The sequence below is a fragment of the Zwartia hollandica genome, from assembly GCF_019923725.1.
Lineage (GTDB): Bacteria > Pseudomonadota > Gammaproteobacteria > Burkholderiales > Burkholderiaceae_B > Zwartia > Zwartia hollandica.
This window is the reverse complement of sequence record NZ_JAHXRI010000001.1, coordinates 25827-44815: the sequence shown is the minus strand read 5'-3', so window position 1 is coordinate 44815 and position 18989 is coordinate 25827. Positions and strand designations below refer to the sequence as shown.

21 protein-coding genes and 1 pseudogene are annotated in these 18989 nt (G+C 51.6%); 9 read left to right on the top strand and 13 right to left on the bottom strand.

The genetic code is table 11. From position 1 onward, the window contains the following. Positions 1 to 112: 112 nt before the first annotated feature. The 6 genes from KZZ10_RS00200 to KZZ10_RS00175 all read left to right on the top strand — a co-directional run bounded on the left by KZZ10_RS00200 (position 113) and on the right by KZZ10_RS00175 (position 5861). Positions 113 to 790 carry a response regulator transcription factor gene (locus KZZ10_RS00200; protein WP_259659478.1) on the top strand — a complete coding sequence of 226 codons (678 nt, stop codon included), beginning with the start codon at positions 113 to 115 and terminating at the stop codon, positions 788 to 790. A 113-nt stretch (positions 791 to 903) separates the two neighbouring features. After that, the gene (locus tag KZZ10_RS00195) at positions 904 to 2256 is read left to right on the top strand and encodes a sensor histidine kinase (RefSeq protein ID WP_259659808.1); all 1353 of its coding nucleotides are present in this window, start codon (positions 904 to 906) and stop codon (positions 2254 to 2256) included. A gap of 215 nt (positions 2257 to 2471) precedes the next feature. Then, positions 2472 to 2765: a hypothetical protein gene (locus KZZ10_RS00190; protein WP_259659477.1), complete on the top strand. Its 294-nt coding sequence runs from the start codon at positions 2472 to 2474 to the stop codon at positions 2763 to 2765. Beyond that, a complete protein-coding gene (locus KZZ10_RS00185; protein WP_259659476.1) occupies positions 2762 to 3328 on the top strand; it encodes a tetratricopeptide repeat protein in 567 nt (188 codons plus the stop codon). The genes KZZ10_RS00190 and KZZ10_RS00185 overlap by 4 nt, the downstream gene beginning before the upstream one ends. Before the next feature lie 150 nt (positions 3329 to 3478). Beyond that, the gene (locus KZZ10_RS00180) at positions 3479 to 3742 is read left to right on the top strand and encodes a DUF4212 domain-containing protein (protein ID WP_259659475.1); all 264 of its coding nucleotides are present in this window, start codon (positions 3479 to 3481) and stop codon (positions 3740 to 3742) included. 1 nt (position 3743) lies between these two features. Then, positions 3744 to 5861 (top strand): sodium:solute symporter family protein, encoded by a 2118-nt coding sequence (locus tag KZZ10_RS00175; protein WP_259659474.1) that lies wholly within the window; start codon positions 3744 to 3746, stop codon positions 5859 to 5861. A gap of 79 nt (positions 5862 to 5940) precedes the next feature. Here the strand turns inward: KZZ10_RS00175 and KZZ10_RS00170 are convergent, their stop codons facing one another. From KZZ10_RS00170 to KZZ10_RS00130, 9 genes are read right to left on the bottom strand one after another with little or no spacing between them, the layout of a single operon-like run. Next, complete coding sequence (locus KZZ10_RS00170) at positions 5941 to 6396, bottom strand: nuclear transport factor 2 family protein (protein ID WP_259659473.1); 456 nt, start codon at positions 6394 to 6396, stop codon at positions 5941 to 5943. Continuing rightward, positions 6393 to 7181, bottom strand: a complete 789-nt coding sequence (locus tag KZZ10_RS00165; RefSeq protein ID WP_259659472.1) for an SDR family NAD(P)-dependent oxidoreductase — start codon at positions 7179 to 7181, stop codon at positions 6393 to 6395. Before KZZ10_RS00165 ends, KZZ10_RS00170 begins: the two co-directional genes overlap by 4 nt. Beyond that, on the bottom strand, positions 7181 to 7726 hold the full coding sequence (locus KZZ10_RS00160; RefSeq protein WP_259659471.1) for a DUF3833 domain-containing protein: 546 nt from the start codon (positions 7724 to 7726) through the stop codon (positions 7181 to 7183). Before KZZ10_RS00160 ends, KZZ10_RS00165 begins: the two co-directional genes overlap by 1 nt. A 23-nt stretch (positions 7727 to 7749) precedes the next feature. Then, on the bottom strand, positions 7750 to 9000 hold the full coding sequence (locus KZZ10_RS00155) for an MFS transporter (protein WP_259659470.1): 1251 nt from the start codon (positions 8998 to 9000) through the stop codon (positions 7750 to 7752). Next, complete coding sequence (locus tag KZZ10_RS00150) at positions 8997 to 9515, bottom strand: chalcone isomerase family protein (RefSeq protein ID WP_259659469.1); 519 nt, start codon at positions 9513 to 9515, stop codon at positions 8997 to 8999. The genes KZZ10_RS00155 and KZZ10_RS00150 overlap by 4 nt, the downstream gene beginning before the upstream one ends. Continuing rightward, positions 9494 to 10723: an SAM-dependent methyltransferase gene (locus KZZ10_RS00145; protein WP_259659468.1), complete on the bottom strand. Its 1230-nt coding sequence runs from the start codon at positions 10721 to 10723 to the stop codon at positions 9494 to 9496. Before KZZ10_RS00145 ends, KZZ10_RS00150 begins: the two co-directional genes overlap by 22 nt. Continuing rightward, positions 10720 to 11526 (bottom strand): DUF1365 domain-containing protein, encoded by an 807-nt coding sequence (locus KZZ10_RS00140; protein WP_259659467.1) that lies wholly within the window; start codon positions 11524 to 11526, stop codon positions 10720 to 10722. The genes KZZ10_RS00145 and KZZ10_RS00140 overlap by 4 nt, the downstream gene beginning before the upstream one ends. Then, positions 11519 to 12814, bottom strand: coding sequence for an NAD(P)/FAD-dependent oxidoreductase (locus KZZ10_RS00135; protein WP_259659466.1), 1296 nt, complete (start codon positions 12812 to 12814; stop codon positions 11519 to 11521). Before KZZ10_RS00135 ends, KZZ10_RS00140 begins: the two co-directional genes overlap by 8 nt. After that, positions 12811 to 13359 (bottom strand): chalcone isomerase family protein, encoded by a 549-nt coding sequence (locus KZZ10_RS00130; protein WP_259659465.1) that lies wholly within the window; start codon positions 13357 to 13359, stop codon positions 12811 to 12813. The genes KZZ10_RS00135 and KZZ10_RS00130 overlap by 4 nt, the downstream gene beginning before the upstream one ends. Positions 13360 to 13475: 116 nt before the next feature. Between KZZ10_RS00130 and KZZ10_RS00125 the strand changes: the two genes are divergently transcribed. The 3 genes from KZZ10_RS00125 (at position 13476) to KZZ10_RS00115 (ending at position 15397) form a co-directional block, all read left to right on the top strand. Then, a complete protein-coding gene (locus tag KZZ10_RS00125; RefSeq protein ID WP_259659464.1) occupies positions 13476 to 14102 on the top strand; it encodes a TetR/AcrR family transcriptional regulator in 627 nt (208 codons plus the stop codon). A 61-nt stretch (positions 14103 to 14163) separates the two neighbouring features. Beyond that, a complete protein-coding gene (locus tag KZZ10_RS00120; RefSeq protein WP_259659463.1) occupies positions 14164 to 15075 on the top strand; it encodes a recombination-associated protein RdgC in 912 nt (303 codons plus the stop codon). Position 15076: 1 nt separating this feature from the next. Further along, complete coding sequence (locus KZZ10_RS00115) at positions 15077 to 15397, top strand: hypothetical protein (RefSeq protein ID WP_259659462.1); 321 nt, start codon at positions 15077 to 15079, stop codon at positions 15395 to 15397. Positions 15398 to 15414: 17 nt separating this feature from the next. Here KZZ10_RS00115 and KZZ10_RS00110 read toward each other — a convergent pair. The 4 genes and pseudogenes from KZZ10_RS00110 to KZZ10_RS00095 all read right to left on the bottom strand — a co-directional run. After that, a pseudogene (locus KZZ10_RS00110) lies at positions 15415 to 16542 on the bottom strand (APC family permease); the annotation flags it as partial. 12 nt (positions 16543 to 16554) lie between these two features. After that, on the bottom strand, positions 16555 to 16755 hold the full coding sequence (locus KZZ10_RS00105; RefSeq protein ID WP_259659461.1) for a hypothetical protein: 201 nt from the start codon (positions 16753 to 16755) through the stop codon (positions 16555 to 16557). 21 nt (positions 16756 to 16776) lie between these two features. Beyond that, a complete protein-coding gene (locus KZZ10_RS00100) occupies positions 16777 to 17634 on the bottom strand; it encodes a methyltransferase domain-containing protein (protein ID WP_259659460.1) in 858 nt (285 codons plus the stop codon). A gap of 138 nt (positions 17635 to 17772) precedes the next feature. Further along, positions 17773 to 18975: an LLM class flavin-dependent oxidoreductase gene (locus KZZ10_RS00095; RefSeq protein ID WP_259659459.1), complete on the bottom strand. Its 1203-nt coding sequence runs from the start codon at positions 18973 to 18975 to the stop codon at positions 17773 to 17775. Positions 18976 to 18989: the final 14 nt, after the last annotated feature.

Sequence of the window (18989 nt, the reverse complement as noted above, 5' to 3'; positions counted from 1 at the left end):
GTTTTCCAAACTAAGTACTTACCCTTAACTCGACTTAGGATTGTCGGATTTACATTGCCATCGTGCAAGAATAAACACGGGACAATTGGTTTCCAATAAGACAAATCGCACAATGAGAATCTTAATCGCCGAAGACGACAGCATCTTGGCAGACGGCTTGACGAGATCCTTACGTCAGAACGGGTATGCCGTGAATGCGGTAAGTGACGGTGTCGCAGCCGATTCTGCGCTTTCCTCTCAAGAGTTTGACCTACTCATCTTGGACCTCGGACTGCCGCGCATGTCGGGTATCGAGGTGCTCACCAAACTACGTGCACGTAACTCCCACCTTCCGGTACTCATTCTGACGGCGGCTGACAGTATCGAAGAACGCGTGCGAGGGCTCGACCGAGGCGCCGATGACTATATGGCCAAGCCGTTCTCTCTCTCTGAGCTCGAAGCACGCGTTCGAGCGCTCGCTAGACGAGGAGCAGGAGGTGGTGGAACAATTCTTAAACATGGTCGGTTAGAGTTCGACCAAACCGGACGAGTCGCTTCTGTCGATCAACAAGCGCTTGAGCTTTCCGCGCGCGAGGTCAGCTTGCTTGAAATTTTGTTGACACGCACTGGTCGAATGGTCAGTAAATCGCAAATCGTTGACCATCTCTGCGAATGGGGCGACGAGGTGAGTTCAAACGCCATCGAGGTGTATGTGCATCGCCTCCGTAAAAAGCTTGAACCGAGCGGAGTCAAAATTGCTACCGTCCGAGGCCTCGGCTACTGCCTTGAGCGTGAAACGGCAGCTTCGTGACAAGCCAAAACCTTAGCGGCAATCCTGAAGCGCTCGAGGTGCTTCGGGCCAGTTCAGACACCGCAAGTATTGCCCCCGCACGGCGCTCACTCCTAAGTGAAATACTCGACTGGATGCTCGCACCTTTATTTTTGCTTTGGCCCATGAGTATTGCCATTACCTACGTCGTGGCACAAAACCTTGCAAATGTCCCCTACGACCATACATTAGCCAACGCACTGCAGGTGCTGGAGCAACAGGTAGAAACAGACCACGGGACTATTTCGTTACGCATGTCTGCCTCCGCCCGTCTCGCTCTGCGCACCAGAGAGCAGGACGGCATTTTTTGGAAAGCAATAAACCCTCAGGGTGACTTGATTGGCGGGGATGGTGACTTACCTACTCCAGAACTGAAGGCATCTACACAGATAAATACCGTCTACTACGAAACACAAACCCTACATGACTTTGAAATTCGACTAGCCTATCTCTGGACTAACCTCAGCACACGAAGCACCACACCCATCCTGCTTGTCGCTGCCGAGTCCATGGATCGCCGTACAGAGCTCGCCAACAATATCATCAAGGGTGTAATCATTCCTCAGTTTGTTGTGCTGCCCATTGCAGTGCTTCTCGTTTGGTTTGGACTATCTCGCGGTGTTGCCCCCCTAAACGCGCTGCAACAACGCCTGCGTGCACGCCGACCTGACGACCTGTCTCCCATTGATGTACGAGTCGCCCCAAGTGAGATCGGACCACTGATTATCGCAATGAACGATTTGTTAACGCGTCTTGATTCAACCATGCTTGCTCAGCGACGCTTCGTCGCTGACGCCGCCCACCAATTAAAGACTCCTCTTGCTGGCCTACGTACTCAAGCCGAACTCGCTATGCGCAATGCCCCTGCGGGAGACACGCAGGTCAGTCTCGAGCAAATTATCGCGGGTACGGCTCGCGCCACTCGTCTGGTCAACCAGCTTTTGTTGATGGCCAACGCAGAGAACCCAAACTCGATTGCGATGCCGCCCATCAATCTCGCCGAACTTGCAAAAGAGCAAACACTGCGCTGGGTCGACACTGCGATTGAGGACGGGATCGACCTAGGCTTTGAAGGCACGGATTCACCGGTGATGGTTCGGGGCCAAAGTATTCTCCTTGGCGAAGCAATCAATAATCTGATTGATAACGCGCTGCGTTATACGCCATCACCTGGACGAATCACTGTGAGCATTACAAGCCAAGGCCGTCAGGTTGTCCTCGCTGTGGAGGACTCAGGACCTGGAATACCCGCCGAGGAGAGGGAACGCGTCTTCGACCGCTTCTACAGGGTACTCGGCTCGAAAGCCGAGGGAAGTGGGCTGGGCTTGGCGATTGTTCGAGAAATAGCAATCAGACACCATGCCAAGATCTTAATCACGGACTCCAAGCAAAAGGCGCCTTATGATTCCGGTGCACGAATCGAGATTCACTTTCTGGCCGTTGCTTAGCGTCTGGAGGCGGTCTGCACAGATAAATTTGCTGCACTGCAAAATTATTCATGCCTTGAACACCTATCAACTCTGTTAATCGGGAGTTTCACTAGCTTTGTCGGTTTGTCAGATACCTGTCAGTTAGCTCTCTTAAAGTGCGAGCAATTAAATACCAGCATAAAAACACCTTCTAAACTCGAAGGTAAAAATCATGCGGATGGAGACTCAGGTTGTTGCTTTTTTTGAACGCGGCGCAGTTGTTGCTCTACATCGGCATTCTCGCCTTGCTCGGGCAGGGTCTTCTTTTTATTCTTGCTGGCGCTAAACGCGACACCAATATGTTCTATCAGCTGTTTGTCGTCGTCAACAAGCCGTGGACCTACATCGCGGCACTCATCGCGCCGAAACAGATCGCGAAACGACACCACGCTTTTGTTGCGTTTTGTATTGTCGCCATACTTTATCTGGCCGTAACGGTCGCCAAAATTGAACACTGTGTATCTGTCGGTATGGTGGGTTGCAAATGAAGTTTAATGTTGACTGGATGCTGCGCAAATGGCACGCGATCATCTGGATCGTTCTCGGTCAGCGCACGCGCGCGGTTGCCGTGTTTGAAGAGATGCTGCAAGCGTATCCAAATGATAACTACGCAATGGGTAGTCTCGCCCACCTCAAAGCAGAGCTTGGTGATAAAAAAGGTGCAGTCGCTGTCTACGAGACTCTCGTCAAACAACACAATGCGCCCGCCTACGCTTGGTTTAATTTGGGATTCTTGCAGCAGGAACTAGAGCACCCCGTCGAGGCCGAGACTGCGTTTCGGCGAGCCTTAGCGCTCAATGAGCAGCTCGATCAAGCCTGGTACGGCCTCGGACTCTCACTGATACAACAAGGAAGGCTCGACGAAGCCGTTCAAGCCCTGGAGCGCAACACCCAACTACAGCCCATGAGCCCCTATGCTTGGTATCAACTGGGCCGGGTGCACATGGATCGCCAGGCACCTGACGAGACCACAAAAATTATTAAGCATTTGAAAGGTTTTGAGCCAAAATTTGCGGCTCAGCTTGAGCGTGAAACAGGCTTGGCTGTCTAGGCGTAACAGCATCAACAGCCAGGGTACGTTGAAGATCTTGTTTGTAGTTCTGTAGTGTTTGTTTTAAGAAATAGTAATGAAGTTTTGTATCACCCAGTGTTATCAATGGAACCAGGGGGACCTGGCCCGAAACGATGAGGAGGCATTATTGTGCAACTAACCGAAAAACATCGGACGTACTGGCAAAAAAACCTAAATGTCACAGCGATTTTGCTGGGCATCTGGTTTGTTGTCACTTTTGTTGTGAGCTATTTCGCTCGCGACCTTAGCTTCAACTTCTTTGGTTGGCCATTCAGTTTCTGGATGGGCGCTCAAGGTTCCCTGATAGTCTATTGCTTGATTATTTGGTATTACGCTCGATACATGAACAAGCTCGACGTCGAACACGGCGTTGACGAAGAAGAGGAGGAATAACATGGCCGGAATGACACCTGATGAAGGCGGCATGTTTTCGTCAAACACGACGAATGCAGCTTTTAAAAAATCTTTAAACAAGGTCTACACCTGGTATACCGGCGGCTTCCTTGCTTTCGTAATCGTGTTGGCGATTGCTGAACAAATGGGCCTAACGCGTGCCTGGATCGGATATATCTTTCTAGGCGCAACGGTTCTGCTCTACGCCGGCATTGGTGTGATGAGCCGTACAAACGATGCGGCGGAGTATTACGTCGCTGGGCGACGTGTCCCCGCGATGTATAACGGCATGGCGACGGGCGCCGACTGGATGTCGGCCGCTTCGTTTATCGGTATGGCCGGCACCCTGTATTTGACTGGCTATTCAGGTCTTGCCTTTATTATGGGTTGGACCGGTGGCTACTGTTTAGTGGCTCTGTTCCTGGCACCTTACCTGCGTAAGTTCGGTCAGTTCACGATTCCTGACTTTCTGGGTGCTCGCTACGACGGCAACCTGCCACGTCTGCTGGGAATCATCGCTGCGATTCTGTGCTCCTTCACGTACGTGGTTGCGCAGATTTACGGCGTAGGCCTCATCACCACGCGCTTGTCCGGCGTACCGTTTGAGATCGGTATTTTCTTGGGTCTGGGCGGCATCTTGGTTTGCTCATTTTTAGGTGGTATGCGCGCGGTGACCTGGACACAGGTCGCTCAGTACATCATTCTGATTATTGCTTACATGATCCCCGTGGTGTGGCTGTCTGTGAAACAAACAGGCGTGCCAATTCCACAGGCAATCTATGGCTATCAGCTTGAGAAGGTAACCGCAAAAGAAGCAGAGCTCATTAAGGATCCAAAAGAGCTTGAAGTCCGCGCGATCTTTAAGCAGCGCGCTGACGCAGCGGAAGCGAAACTCAAGAATGTCCCCGCCGCAATGGCTGCTGACAAAGCAGCAGCAGAAAAAACCTTGGCAGACTTGAAAGCTGCGAACGGATCAAAAGCTGCCATCACTGCTGCAACGAATGCGTTGGCTGCCCTTCCCGCCACAGAGGCCGCTGCGCGCGCCAAGTACACAGCGGATCGTAATGCCAATAATGCCAGAACGGCTCCGCTGGCCGGAATGCCACGCCACGCTGCGCAGTTTGCCGGAGATCCGAATGGTGATGCCAAGGCACAAGCGGCCTATGACACATCACGTCGTAACTTCCTAGCGTTGATTTTTTGTTTGATGGTCGGTACGGCTGCATTACCGCATATTCTGATGCGTTACTACACGACACCGTCGGTCAAACAAGCGCGTGAATCCGTTACGTGGTCACTGTTCTTCATCTTCTTGCTGTACTTCACCGCACCTGCTCTGGCAGTTCTGGTCAAATACGAAGTGTTCCATGTCTTGGTCGGAACGCCCTTTGACAAGCTACCCGCTTGGATTGCGCAGTGGAGCTCGGTGGATCCAGGTTTGTTGTCAGTGGTTGACGTCAACAAAGACGGGATCTTGCAGCTCGGTGAAATGCGGATCGGTGGAGACATCATCGTGTTGGCCACACCTGAAATCGGTGGCTTGCCTTACGTGGTGTCGGGTATGGTTGCCGCTGGCGGTTTAGCTGCAGCACTGTCAACTGCCGATGGCTTGCTGTTGACCATTGCCAACGCGCTGTCCCATGACCTGTACTTCAAAATGATCAATCCAAATGCGCCTACCGCACGTCGGGTGTTGATCTCGAAGATCCTACTGCTCGTGGTTGCTCTTGCTGCGGCGTACGTTGCGGCTCAGAAACCTGCTGACATTCTGTTCCTGGTGTCTGCAGCGTTCTCCTTTGCTGCAGCAGCGTTCTTCCCCGCCCTGACCTTAGGGATTTTCTGGAAGAGAGCGAACCAGTGGGGCGCTGTAGCCGGCATGATTGGCGGTCTTGGCATCACCTTCTACTACATGGTGACGACTCAGCCTTGGCTGCGCGGTGTGTTTGGTGTCACCTCGCCAATCGAGCTCTGGTACGGGATCTTACCGATTTCTGCAGGTGTATTCGGTGTACCGCTTGGCTTTGCCCTGATCATTCTTGTGAGCTTAGTCACACCAGCGCCACGCAAAGATATCCAAGACCTAGTTGATCACGTGCGTTACCCAACGATTCGTGCCTAGTTAGGAGAATATTTCCCCCGCCGTGCGAGACTGCTGCGCTCAATCGGCTTTTTTGCCCCTTCGGGGGCATTTTTTTTGACTATTTAACCGTGGCTGGCAAGCTCAGTTTTCGTCTCAGCATTTTCAATACACTGCCTAAAATCGGAATCTGCTCATACACCTGCTTGGCTGCATCCCAGTAGTCAAGGTGTAGTGTGATCAAGCCTTCGTCATTCAACTCAAACTGCGTGCACCCTTCGATAGACTGTGCCCGCCCACGACAAGAAAACGAAAAGGTCCATGTCATGAATCCGAGGGGTCCTGTCGACGCAATACGTGTGACCAAAAATCGTGAATCGTCGAGAGTCTTAAACATGTGCTCAAACACCTGTCGCACAGACTCGATCCCCTGCAGGTCATTAAACGGATCGACAAATCGAGCATGCTTGGCGTAGATAGACTCGATCTTCGTTAGTGAGTCAGGCGCGAGCTGTTCAAACCATCGTGCAATGCGTTGAAAGCGCTCTATTTGTTCTCTAGTTTGCTCAAGCATCATAGCCCCGTCATTTTGTGCAGTAGTGGAAACCGAAACCGATAAGGTAGGCGGCTCAGCAGGCGCAAAAAACCAGCAAATCCAGCCGGGAAACTAATTTCAAATTTTCCGCGCTCAAGCCCAGAAACAATATGAGCCGCCGCCCTCTGAGGTGATATCAGGCTTGGCATTTTAAAATCATTCTTGGCTGTCATCGGCGTTTCGACAAAGCCAGGGTTAATCAAATAAACGTTAAGACCTTTGGGAGCAAGCTCAAAATAAAGTGTCTCTGCGAGGTTATTTAAAGCCGCTTTGGTTGCACCATAAGCCAGGGCACGAGGCAAGCCCGTATATGCAGAAATACTTGCGATAAAGGCAATGCCACCCGACTGACGCTCTAAAAAATAAGGAACCAGACACGCCAACGCCCGATAGACACTTACTACGTTCAGTTCAAAGCTTTGTTCGACATGCTCGACATTCACTTCCCAGCTGTTCATGGGGTCGTAGCGCGCAGCACCCAGCACCACGAGGTCAATATGCCCCATCGACGCCAGGGTCGAACCTAAGGCTGCAGGCCAAATCTGCCGGTCAGCACAATCAAAAGCAACCACTGTCGCGCGTGGATACTTTGAAGCGAACGCTAAAAGCTCGGCCTCGCGCCTAGCCGAGAGCGTCACGTAAGCTCCCGCTTCCAACAGAGACATGGCAAGTGCTAGACCAATACCGCTTGATGCGCCAACGATCCAAACCCTTTTTTCAGACCACTGGTGGATTGGCGTATTTAAAGGTGACAAAAAATTTCGCATCACTGCCCACCCGGTATGCGCTTCTTAAAGAACAAAGTCACCTCGCCCAAATCCACGCCAAACTTTGACATCACCGACCGATTCATCATGGAATGTTCGTCGAGTTGCCACATCCAATCATCAAAATCAACGAGGTACTCCTTACCATCAACCGGCAAGCGCAAGACGTATGTCCAGCGCAAAGCATTTCCTGAAACTTTGCCCACGGCGACGCCAACCACATCGTCAGCCGTGCCCTGCCACGTCCCATCAGATTGACGTTTGAGATGCCATACTCGGCGCTGAGTCTCGCCATCGGAGTAAATAAAGCGCTCGTCGAGCACGCCCTCATCAGGACTTTTCCAACTGGCTTCGATCGTCACGTGAAACCGACGCGCCACTGCACCGCTGCGCTTTTGAAAGATACCCCAGGCATCAATCGTTCCATTAAAAAAGGTCGATAGCTCAAGTTCAGGTTTTTCACGTGAATAATGCTCTACATCGACGCTGCCACAGGCAGTCAAGACCGCTGCACTGATCGAGGCAATGAATGCTTTTAGTTTCATATCAGTAAATCCTTCAAAAGAGCTTAAGGGTTTGCACGTGCGGTCGGTGCTACTCGAAACAAGATTGCCGCTGCCGCAAATTTGAAAACGATTGGTAGTAACACGTACAAGGTAACGAGCGGGGTAACACTCCCTAGGACGCCAGGTTGATAGTTAAAAAAACTAAGTGTGGGTAGCGTCACGCCGGCTGCAACGGCGAGTGCAAGCTTGCCAATCAGAACCCAAACCCCTATGTACAACCCCGTATTTTGGCGTTGTGCGGAAGGAATCACATCCGCTAGCATCGCAGCCGGTAGTGCAAGGTCAGCACCAAGCGCGGTCCCGGCCGCGACACAAACAATACCGTACAGCAGCACATCACCCGCGCCCACTGCACTCGCCCCAGCAAGTGCTGTCGCTGCAATACCGCTGCCAATTAGCCACGCCAACCGCTTCCCGATTCGATCGGCTAGGGCAACCCAACCCGGTAAGGTAACAATGCCGGCGACAAAATAGGCCGCTAAAAAGATACCTGCATCCTGCGGCCTCTGAACCACATCGTCGATAAAAAACAAGACCAATGTTGCTGGTATCGCCACAGAAATCGCATTGAGCAAATAAAAGAAAAAGATCTGCCTCACGGAACGATCTTCAAGTGCCCTTTTCCAGTTTGAGTCTTGCGTCAAATCGTGTCGCTCGGGACGAGGAGACCACAGCAACGTCACGCAAACGCAGACCAGCAAAATAAAGGAGAATACCCAAGCAAAACTCTGGTATCCGGACCGCGCGCCCAAGCTTTCTACTAGAACAACCGGAGCGACCGAGGCCAACACAACGCCAACAAGGCCAAGGCCTTCCCGCCAGGCAACAACCCGCGAACGCACGAGAGGCTCATCACTTAATCTGGTACCCCAAGTGATGTAACAAATGCTTAAAAGACTATGCGCTGCATACAGGGCAACGAGGCAAACAATCAACCAGCCCGATATCCCTAACGTCGACCACGCAGGTGGTGAAAAAAGCATAACAAAACTAACAGCCAAGAGTACGGAGGCCAAGGCGACGATGTATACCCACCCGAAACGCTTGGCCTGAAAGTGATCAACCATGCGGCCTAAGAAAGGGTCCTGGGCTGTATCTAACAATCTGGTCGCAAATAGTATGACTCCGACGATAGCAAGATCTAGTCCGATCGTTTCCCCATAAAATTTTGGCGAAATCATGTAGATGGGCATCATGGACATGGCCAAGGGCAGCCCAAGCGCACCGTACGCAGCGAGGCGGTAACGGTTCACGGACTATTCCCGAGCAGCGCTTGCCTCAGGGCAGGCTCACTTGTACGAGGGTCGAGCCAGATTGAGAAAAACGCGCGAGACAGTCGATCGTCTAGGCGACCCGTCAGTTTTCCCTGATGATAAAAGCTCGCCCCTTCTCCGGGCTGATACACGCCCGTTAAAGTATCTCCTGGAACCACATCGGGGAGCACTTGACTCAGCTGATCAAGCCATTGAGGGTGTGCACTAACCGCCACACCAAGTTTGTTCATTTCATCAATCGACGCTTGAACAATGCGTGCACCGTCGATTGTCCGGTGATAGGTCAGCGACAACGCAAAAGGCTGATAGGACGTGTAGTGGCCGCTCGGCGCCCAAAGCCGTGCATCGTAAACCTTAAAGCCGAAGCGAGAGAACTGCCCTTGGCCAACCGGACGTGCGTCCGGAATAAGCGCGCTGAGTTCAAACGCATTTGCGTTGAACCCGATTGCCAACATGCACAATACCGGTAAGACTAGCTTCTTGATAAAACCCATTGTTTGACGTCCGTTCGTTCGTAACGAAAACCCACCTCACAGTAGGCCAAATACATTTTCCAGATACGTATAAAGACAGAATCGAAGCCTTGTGCGTAAATGCCGTCAAGGTTGCGATCTAACTCAATCCGCCATCTTCTAAGCGTTTCGGCATAGTCCTGACCGAAGGAAAACACGTCTTTGACGAGTAGACCGCAACTCTGACTCTCGCGTGCAAAGCGTGATGCCGAGGGCAACATGCCTCCAGGAAAAATAAATTGCTGTATGAAGTCTGTCCCCTTGCGATACGCCTCAAAGCGATCTTCGGCAATGTCAATCACCTGGATGACAGCTTTGCCTTGGGGTTTGAGGCAGCGCGCAATCATTTTGAAATAGCTTGGCCAGTGAAGCAGACCCACCGCTTCGAACATTTCGATCGAAACAATATGATCAAACTGCTCTGGGACATCACGATAGTCTTGCAAGCGAAGCTCAACGAGGTCGCTCAAGCCTGCTCGGGCAATGCGCTCACGTCCATATTCAAGCTGTGCATCCGATAACGTGATACCCACGACGTTTAGGCCTCGGCAGGCAGCACGCTCGGCAAACCCCGCCCAGCCGCAACCGACCTCCAAGATGGTATCTCCAGACTTTGCGCTGAGCTGATCAAGAATTCGGTCGTACTTCTGATATTGCGCGCGCTCGAGGTCCATCCCCAGGTCACCCGCAAAATAGGCCGAGGAATAGGTCATACTGGAATCTAGCCAGCACTTATAAAACTGGTTGCCTACGTCGTAGTGACTCAAGATATTGCGTCGACTACCTGAGCGACTGTTATCTTTGAATACCCAATGCGACAATCGCTTGAGCAGCAACGCCCACCATTGCCCATCAACAGTGCGGGAAAGCTGCTGATTTTGGATTGCAATCGTAAACAGTGCCACAAAGTCAGTACAACTTATCCAGCCATGCCTTAGGCTTTCAGCAAAGCCAACGTCTCCTTTGCGAAGAATCAAACTCGCTGCGCGCCAGTCGTTGATATCCAGCTGTGCTTCGACGATGTTCGGTTCTACAAGGGCTGGACTCTGTCCAAAGTTTCGCACAATTCCATCGGGCTGAAGGAGGCGTAACCTTCCGATCGAAATTTTCTCAAGTACTCGGGTCAACAGCCGGCCAGCCAAAGGCACGGCATCACGACTAACACCTACTGGATTCTCATTGAGCTTCATTTCTGTTTTCCAACATCACTTCCTGTTACTTCACGATCAGGCAACGGCGGAACCGTGTGATACGTTGCTCCTTTTCGCCATAACTTGAATGCCTGCAAATGGATGCGTAGCATCACTCCAAATGTCATCATTGGCATCGAAGCCAAATAGCCCAACAAGCGGCGTACCGTAAATGTGTGCTGCTTGGTCACAATCGCGGTACGTAGCAGAGCCTCCTGCTCCTGAGCTGGATCGTGATAATCAATCGCCATGCGATATAAAGCCGATGTCCCAGCGATACGAAACCGATAAGCACCATGCACCTCACAAAAAGGCGATACATGAAAAACCTTCAGACAAGAGAGCTCTGACGAAGCCGTAATTTCGGTTAGCTCCGTTGCGGCCAGAACATACTGGTGACGTTGACCAAAAGTATTATTGACCTCAGCGACTAAGACTCGAAGGACTCCCGCTTGGTCGTGAACGAACCAAAAGCTAACGGGATTGAAAACATAACCAAAGACTCGGGGAAAGCACTGCAACCAGATGGCTCCAGTTTCTAGACGGATGCCGCTCTGGTGAAGTATCCCGGCCATCCAACCCTGCAGGTCACTACCATCTCGAGCGCCATGATCTTTCGAGTTAAAGCTGACAGGCCTAGACCTCTCAACGCCAAAGAGCCAACTTGTGTGGCTAAGCAGTTCAGACATGCGATCAATACGCACACGAATACAAAATACGCGGTACACAAACCGATGCACGAACGGTCGTAGTCGCGCATGCATGACACGTCCGCTACACAGCTCGATCACCGCCTCAGTCATAGACCGGCTCCCAAGGTATAGCCACTCCAAAATCCCGCACAACACGCAAGGCTGACTTCAAACCATCCTCGTGAAAGCCAAAACCTGCCCAAGCGCCGCAAAACCAAACTCGATCGAGTCCCTGAATCGATGGTAAGTGACCTTGAGCACTTGCGGCGGCACGATCAAGAACTGGATGCTCGTAGATGAACTCTTTTAATACCGACTCAAGACGTGGCTCGATGTGAGGATTGAGCGTCACGATAACGGGCGACGAGAACGGGAGGTCTTGTAGCTGGTTCAGCAAGTAACTGACCGCAACGGGCTGGTTTTGACCGCCAACCCCTGTCGACAAATAATTCCATGCAGACCAAACCTTTTTGCGGCGCGGCAAAAGACGCGTGTCCGTGTGGAGAATCGCTCGATTCTGCTGATACCTAAACGCCCCTAGCACCTCGCGCTCCTGGGCTTGGGCATCGAGTATCGCTAAGCTTGAGGGTGCATGACTCGCTAAGATGACCGCATCAAAAGAATGCACTGTATCGTGCGTGTGCAGCGCGACCGACTCTGCATGACGCTCAATACGCTTAACTGGGCAATTCAATCTCGCGTCGAGTATGTCTTTGACCATCGCTTGCACGTAACGACGCGATCCACCCGAGACCGTTCGCCACTGCGGCCGCTCTTGTACTTGAAGCAAACGGTGATTTAGGCAAAACGTTAAAAAATGCGCCGCGGGAAAACCTAAAATGTCCTGGACCGGTGCCGACCAAATGGCCGCAGCCATCGGTAGAAGATACCAATCACGCATCGCCTTACCAAAACGCTCTCGGTCTAAAAGCTGCTCAAGAGAGAGCGGCTGGGACCGTGTCTCGGTTAGATAGCGTTGGGCGTTTGCGTTAAAGCGTAGGATGTCCCGCAGCATCTTCAGAAAGGCGGGGCGCAATATATTTTTACGCTGGGCGAAGACAGTTCCCAAATTCGTACCTGCCCATTCAATATCGGGTTCAGCAATCGAAACGCCAAACGACATATCGCTGGCATACACATCCACATCTAAATGTTTAAAGAGCTGGATGAGATTCGGATAGGTGAGCTCGTTATGAACCAGGAAACCCGTATCGACGGGAGACGTCAATCCCTCAAGCGTGACATCAACCGTATTTGAGTGCCCCCCAAAATAAGAGCCCGCTTCAAATAAAGTAACGCGATAGTTATCCTTCAATAACCAAGCACAGGTCAGACCAGAAATACCAGAACCAACGACGGCGACTCTTGCTCCGTGTGGAGGTGCTTTACGCATCATCATCGGACCTCTCGAGCCAGAGCGGGAACGGCTGAATGGCCCAGCAATGCAGCACGCAGGTCGGGGGCCCGGGTTGCCGGATCGAGCCAAATTGCGAGGAAGGCGGAGGCAAAGTCCTTATCAACAATATCCCCTAACGCATGCTCCGCCGAATAAAAGCTCACGCCCGTCGCTGGATCAAAATACCCGATCAATCGTTCGCCTGCTGTCACGTCCGGAATAATCTGCTTGAGCGAGGCACGCCACTGATCAGTTGACTCTGCAGACTCTGGACGCAAACGACGGATTTCATCTACCGAAATTGTGACGGTCTGCTCGCTTGACAACGTACGCAGATACTCCAAGTCCAGGATTGCAGGCTCCTGACTGTCGAAATGACCCGTTCTTGTGTACAGACTTGCCCAGTAACAACGAAAAACCGTCCAAACATAAATGCCACGCCCGCATAATTGCCACAGCTGACCATGTGCATTCAAGACGCAGGTGGGCAGTGCTGGAGCAGGAGTAGGTTTGGATGCGCGCGCGGCGGTCCTGGCTAGTGCTGTCATAAGTTTGAATTTAATACTACTCAATAAACAATATGAACATATTAGTATATTTTATGACCAAATAGTATTATTATTGACACTTAAACGCTTGCTTATCGCACATTGACCCTATCACCATGCTGCCCACCGAAATCCCAAGCAAAAAACACTCATTCAAGCAGCAACAGCTTCAATTTCGCGAAACTGCTATTTTGGATACCGTCAATCAACTGCTCTCGCAGAAGGGCTTTGATCTCATGACCATGGACGAAGTGGCTGCGAATGTCGGTATCGCAAAAGCAAGCTTGTACAAACACTTTGCCTCAAAAGAAGCGCTAGCGGCCGCATGCATGACGCGGTTGCTGGAACGAGCGCTCGACACCGTGCATGATCTTCCCGACACGAATTCAGCAGTTGAGAACCTCAGGGCCGTGGTTCGTTGGGCGGTATCCACCCATCTTCAAGGCACAATGCCCCTGCTGCCCTCAACGCGATCGACCATTCAGTCCGCCCTACAAAATCATGCGCCCTACATGCAAGCGCTAGGCAAACTGATCGAGCAGTTTGCGAAGTGGATTCACGAGGCCCAATCAAAGGGCGAGCTATCGGTGACACTTCCGAGCGAGGTCGTGCTCTACACCCTCTTTGCTCGCTCCTGTGACCCTGTTGCCGATTTTTTAAAGCAAGGCGGCGCATTCACGGATCACGAGATCACCGAGCTAATCGTTGAAACTACGTTTCAAGGTATGGTCGGACAAGCCTGACCACGTTATCTGCGACGAGACTCGACCTCAGCTAGAATCGATCTCTTTTGCCGGATTTACCATGTGGTTTAAAAACTTAAAGCTTTACCGCCTCTCCAACGACTGGACTTGGGCCGTCGATCAGATTGAAGACTTTCTATCAAAAGAACGTTTTGCTCAAGCAGATGCAAGTGCGACTTCAGCATTTGGTTGGGTATCTGTTCGAGAAGATGACCAACGCCTAGCCTACCCGATTGGCAAGCAGATCATCTGCGCGTTTCGCTCTGAAAAAAAGTTATTACCGGCCTCCGTTATCAATCAATTCGTTAAAGTCCGCGCTCAGGAGCTTGAAGAGCAGCAAGGATTCAAGCCTGGCCGTAAGCAGCGTCGTGATCTAAAAGAAGAGGTGACAAGCGCCCTGCTTCCGCGCGCCTTCAGTTTAATTAGAGATACGCGTATTTGGATTGATCCGATCAATCATTGGCTCGCCATCGACACGCCTTCGACTACAAAAGCAGAAGAGATCATCTCAGCACTGGGCAAAGCGATTTACCCATTTCCCGTCGAACCGATTCAAGTCGTTACGAGTCCAGCAGTCGCGATGACGGGATGGATTTCATCAGGTCAACCGCCCAGTCACTTCACAATCGACCAAGACGCCGAACTACGTGCTGGCGGAGACAAGGCGGCTGCCGTTCGATATGTTAAGCATGCACTCGATTCGGAAGATATCGACAGACACATTAAAAACGGAAAGCAATGCACACGTCTTGCTCTTACCTGGAACGACCGAGTGTCCTTCATTCTGACAGAGAGCCTAGACATCAAACGACTCGCACCTCAAGACGTTCTTGACGAGAAAGAGCAGTCTGCTCCAGAAAATGAGAGCGAAAGGTTCGACAGTGACATGACCTTGATGTGCGCTGAACTCAATCAACTACTCGGCGCACTGCTTAATGCGCTAGAAGAAAAACCCCTAGCAAAGGCGAGCTGATATGGACCTAATGATCCAAAGCACTGTTTTAGACACAATCGAAGGCGGCGTTGTCCTCGCAATCAAAGTGGAGGACCTCAGCATACAGGCCTACATCGTCATATCAAAAATTGACCTAAGTGTTGTGGAAAAAATTATTCCGCAAGGGATTTTTGAAAGCGATGCGCAGGTCCATGTGGCTGGACTCAGCAGGGGCGCAGACATCACAGAGGAAATCGTTCAGATTCTTGAGAATATGGAAAGCGGCGACGTCGTCGCTTACTTATGCGAAGACGCGTTGATCTATGGCGAGGCACTAGCAGCGCTGGGTATCAAGCACTGACCCTCACGAAAGACCGATTAAATCTTTTTGCGTAACTGCATTAAGAGAAGCGCCACGATACCCAACGCCATCACCCACAACGACACATCGACGGCGTTCTTACTCGCAGCATAGGTAATGCTCGAGTAGGTGAGATACGCACATGTCAAACAAAACAAAATCGGCGTGAAGGGATAGAGCGGCACCTTAAACGGCCGCTCAGCCGACGGATCTTTCACCCGCATCACAAACAACGATATCCCTACCAGAAACAAGAAAAACCAAAACACGGGCGCAGTGAACTCAACCATCGCGCCGAAGCCGTCTGTCTGCCACAACCCAAAAACAACGAGCACCAGACTAATTCCAGACTGTACCCAAAGCGCGCGCGTAGGAGAGCCTCTGCCACCCTCCCAGTGCCCCATAAAGGACAAGGCAGGCCAGTCCTTACCCAAGGCATAGTTGGTTCGCGCACCAACAATCATGGTTGCATTGATGCTCGTCAAGGCTGCCGTCGCAACAAACAAGCCCAGTACACGTTCGCCTGATGGGCCGAAAGCACGTCCCATCAAATCAGCAGCCACCGCATTACTACTAGCCAAACCTTTTAATCCCAAGCCAGACAGAAGCGCGAAATTCACAAATACATAAATGATCGTCAAGATGAAAATGCTGATGACAATAACCGGCACAATTGCTCGCCGCCCGCCATGCACCTCAGCAGAGATGTAGGCGGCTTCGTTCCAACCCCCATACGTGAGTAGAACGAAGACCATCGCCAAACCGAACATACCGAGACTAGGTGTAGACGAGAAATAAGCGGGTGATGCCGGCGCATCGCCAGAAACATAGAAGCCAGCAATCGCCACCAAGATCAAACCCAACACTTCAATCGAGGTCAGCAATGTCTGCACCCACGACGCTGCCGATATGCCGATCAAGTTCACTACCGTTAAAACAAGCACGACACCTATCGCCCAAATCGCAGTCGAGTATGGTCCGAGACTAAATGCCTTACTCATATAGTCGCCAAACACAAAGGCTAATAAAGCAATTGATCCCGTGTTGATGACCATTGCCTTGGCCCAGGCGTAGAGAAAAGAAATTGGTTTGCCGAAGGCGCGAGCAAGAAAGTGATAATCACCACCGGCGTGGGGATACGTCGTGGCAAGTTCGGCTTAACACAACGCACCCGCTAGGGAAATCAGCCCGCCCGCGACCCAAGCGACCAACAACCATCCAGCATCCCCCGTCACCCCTGCCACCATGGAAGGAGTTTTGAAAATACCCGCACCAATCACAATGCCGACAATAATCGCGATAGCGCTAAACGGCCTTAATCGTTTTGTGGGTTCGTTGATTTGTGCGGGTGAGTTCATAATGATTCAAACGTTGTTTTATTAGCTGCGAGTCCCGGAAACCTCGTAGAGAGGCGACATCTCCAGCACATTGCCCTGCATCGTGTTGCCTTTCAGCTCCACATCAAAATGACGCGACTGACCGCCCTCATCGACAAAACTAAATTTCAAACGATTGCCGGTCAGCTTGCCGCCTAAAATCGGCTGGGATTTGCCCTTTATCGTCAAAGTCCCTCCAACTTTTTGATACTGCTGCGTCAACTCGAGGACATCACTCTGACCGCCATTAATACCTTTGATGGTCCACTTGCCTGCAGCGTTACCGGGAACAACCCAAAAATAACCTTGGGCGTAACCAGTACCGATAACTTGATCTGGTTCCCAGTCACCCATATTGAACGAGTTGGTCGCAACTCGAGTTCCCGGTGTCATCTTGAGAATCGTCGGGCGAAGCTTTAAATTCAAGTCAGGCAACAAATACATTGTCAAGACAGTTGCTTTTGAAAAGTCTTCGACAAAAATATCACCGTGAATAATTTTTACCTTATCGGAAACGCCAGCACGCTCGGCATTGCGTGTCGCGAGAGCCGCCATGTCCTTGTTGTATTCAATGCCAACTGAGCGCGCACCATAGTTTTTGGCCGCTGCAATCGCAATTTTTCCATCGCCTGCACCCAAGTCAAACACCAGATCATTTGGACCGACATTTGCGGCTTTCAACATCGCATCTGCAACCGCATCGTTGGTCGGCACCCAAATCACGTCCTTGCCGCTTTGTCCAACCGACGGCTGGTACTTGTCGTCTCCTAAAGTCGTCCCGTAGGCTACTTGAGCGTAGGATTGGGCTGCAGACAAACCAAGAAGCAGAGCTGTAGTGGATAACACCAAACGAATTTTCATGACTTACCTCGCTTTGTAATATGACTATGCCGGCATGGCTGTCAAATTAGGACAATCGATAAAAACTTAAGATGGCGAAATTTAGCACTCGGCCGCGCAAAACAACAGCGCAATCCAGAATAAAGATAGCCAGAGGCGTTACTCATCAATGGGAGACTTACCTGTATGTAGGCGAAGGCGCATATGGTCAGGAACCTCCTGCCCCGCATCGGTAAATGCCTTGCGCAACGCTCCCATCTGAGGACCAAAAATACCGCTACGGTTATCGCTCGCCCACTGTCTGGAGGTTTGCAGGGTCGTCAAACTACCTTGAAAACGGGGCATTACCCAACGCGCAAAAAGCTCATAACTTCTTAATGTTTGCTCGCGCGTGGCCCATTCATGCGATCTGAACAGCACGGCCCCGGCCCCTCCATTAGTAAAAGACAACAGTCTCTCTATTCCTGCAGCTACCGTTTCAGGAGAACCCACAATCGTTGTTCCGGCTTTTAAACCTTCGGCTAGGGGGTTTTCGCTACGCATGGGCGGGCGACCGAGGGTCTCACTAAAATAACTGAGGGTTTCGAGTCGCTCGCCTTTACGCACCTCAGAGACGGCCTGCTCATCATCTTCGGCCACATGTATATTGACCACCAAGCGCCAATCCTCACGTTGCATTGTTTTACCGAACTTAGCAGCTTCCGTCTCGCCTAAGGCCCACTGCTCTGCCAACTTCTGAGGTCCCCCTGGCAAACCAGCACCCAAGGAAATCAAGCCAACCCCGTGTTTCGCAGCCGTCAACACCCCAGAAGGTGTGGTCGAACTTGCTACAGCAACAGGAAAGCCGCCTTTTGTGTAGGGAGCAAGGTGCAACCTTGCATCGTTAAGTTCAAACCAATCCGTTTTCAGCGTGACCGGTTCATCACAGGCTAGCAAGCGCATGATGGCACCGAGGGCTTCATCCATCATGGGGCGCTGGCGCTCGGCCTGAATACCCATCATGTAGGCATCCGACACAAGTGCTCCCGGTCCGCAACCTAACATGACTCTCCCACGTGTCATGTGATCAAGCTGAACAAATCTCTGGGCCACCAAAAACGGATGGTGATAAGGCAGGCTTGTCACACCCGAACCCAACATGATCCGCCGCGTGCGATCTGCCGCAACACCGATAAAGATTTCCGGTGAAGCAATGGTCTCCCACCCAGCTGAGTGATGCTCTCCGATCCAGGCCTCGTCATAGCCAAGGTGATCAAGCCACTCGATAAGCTCTAGGTCCCGCACGAGCGCAAGCGTTGGATTGTCACCCAAACGATGGAACGGAGCCAAAAAGATTCCGAACCTTAAACCCACGTGCGCCATCGATGCCCCTTCGC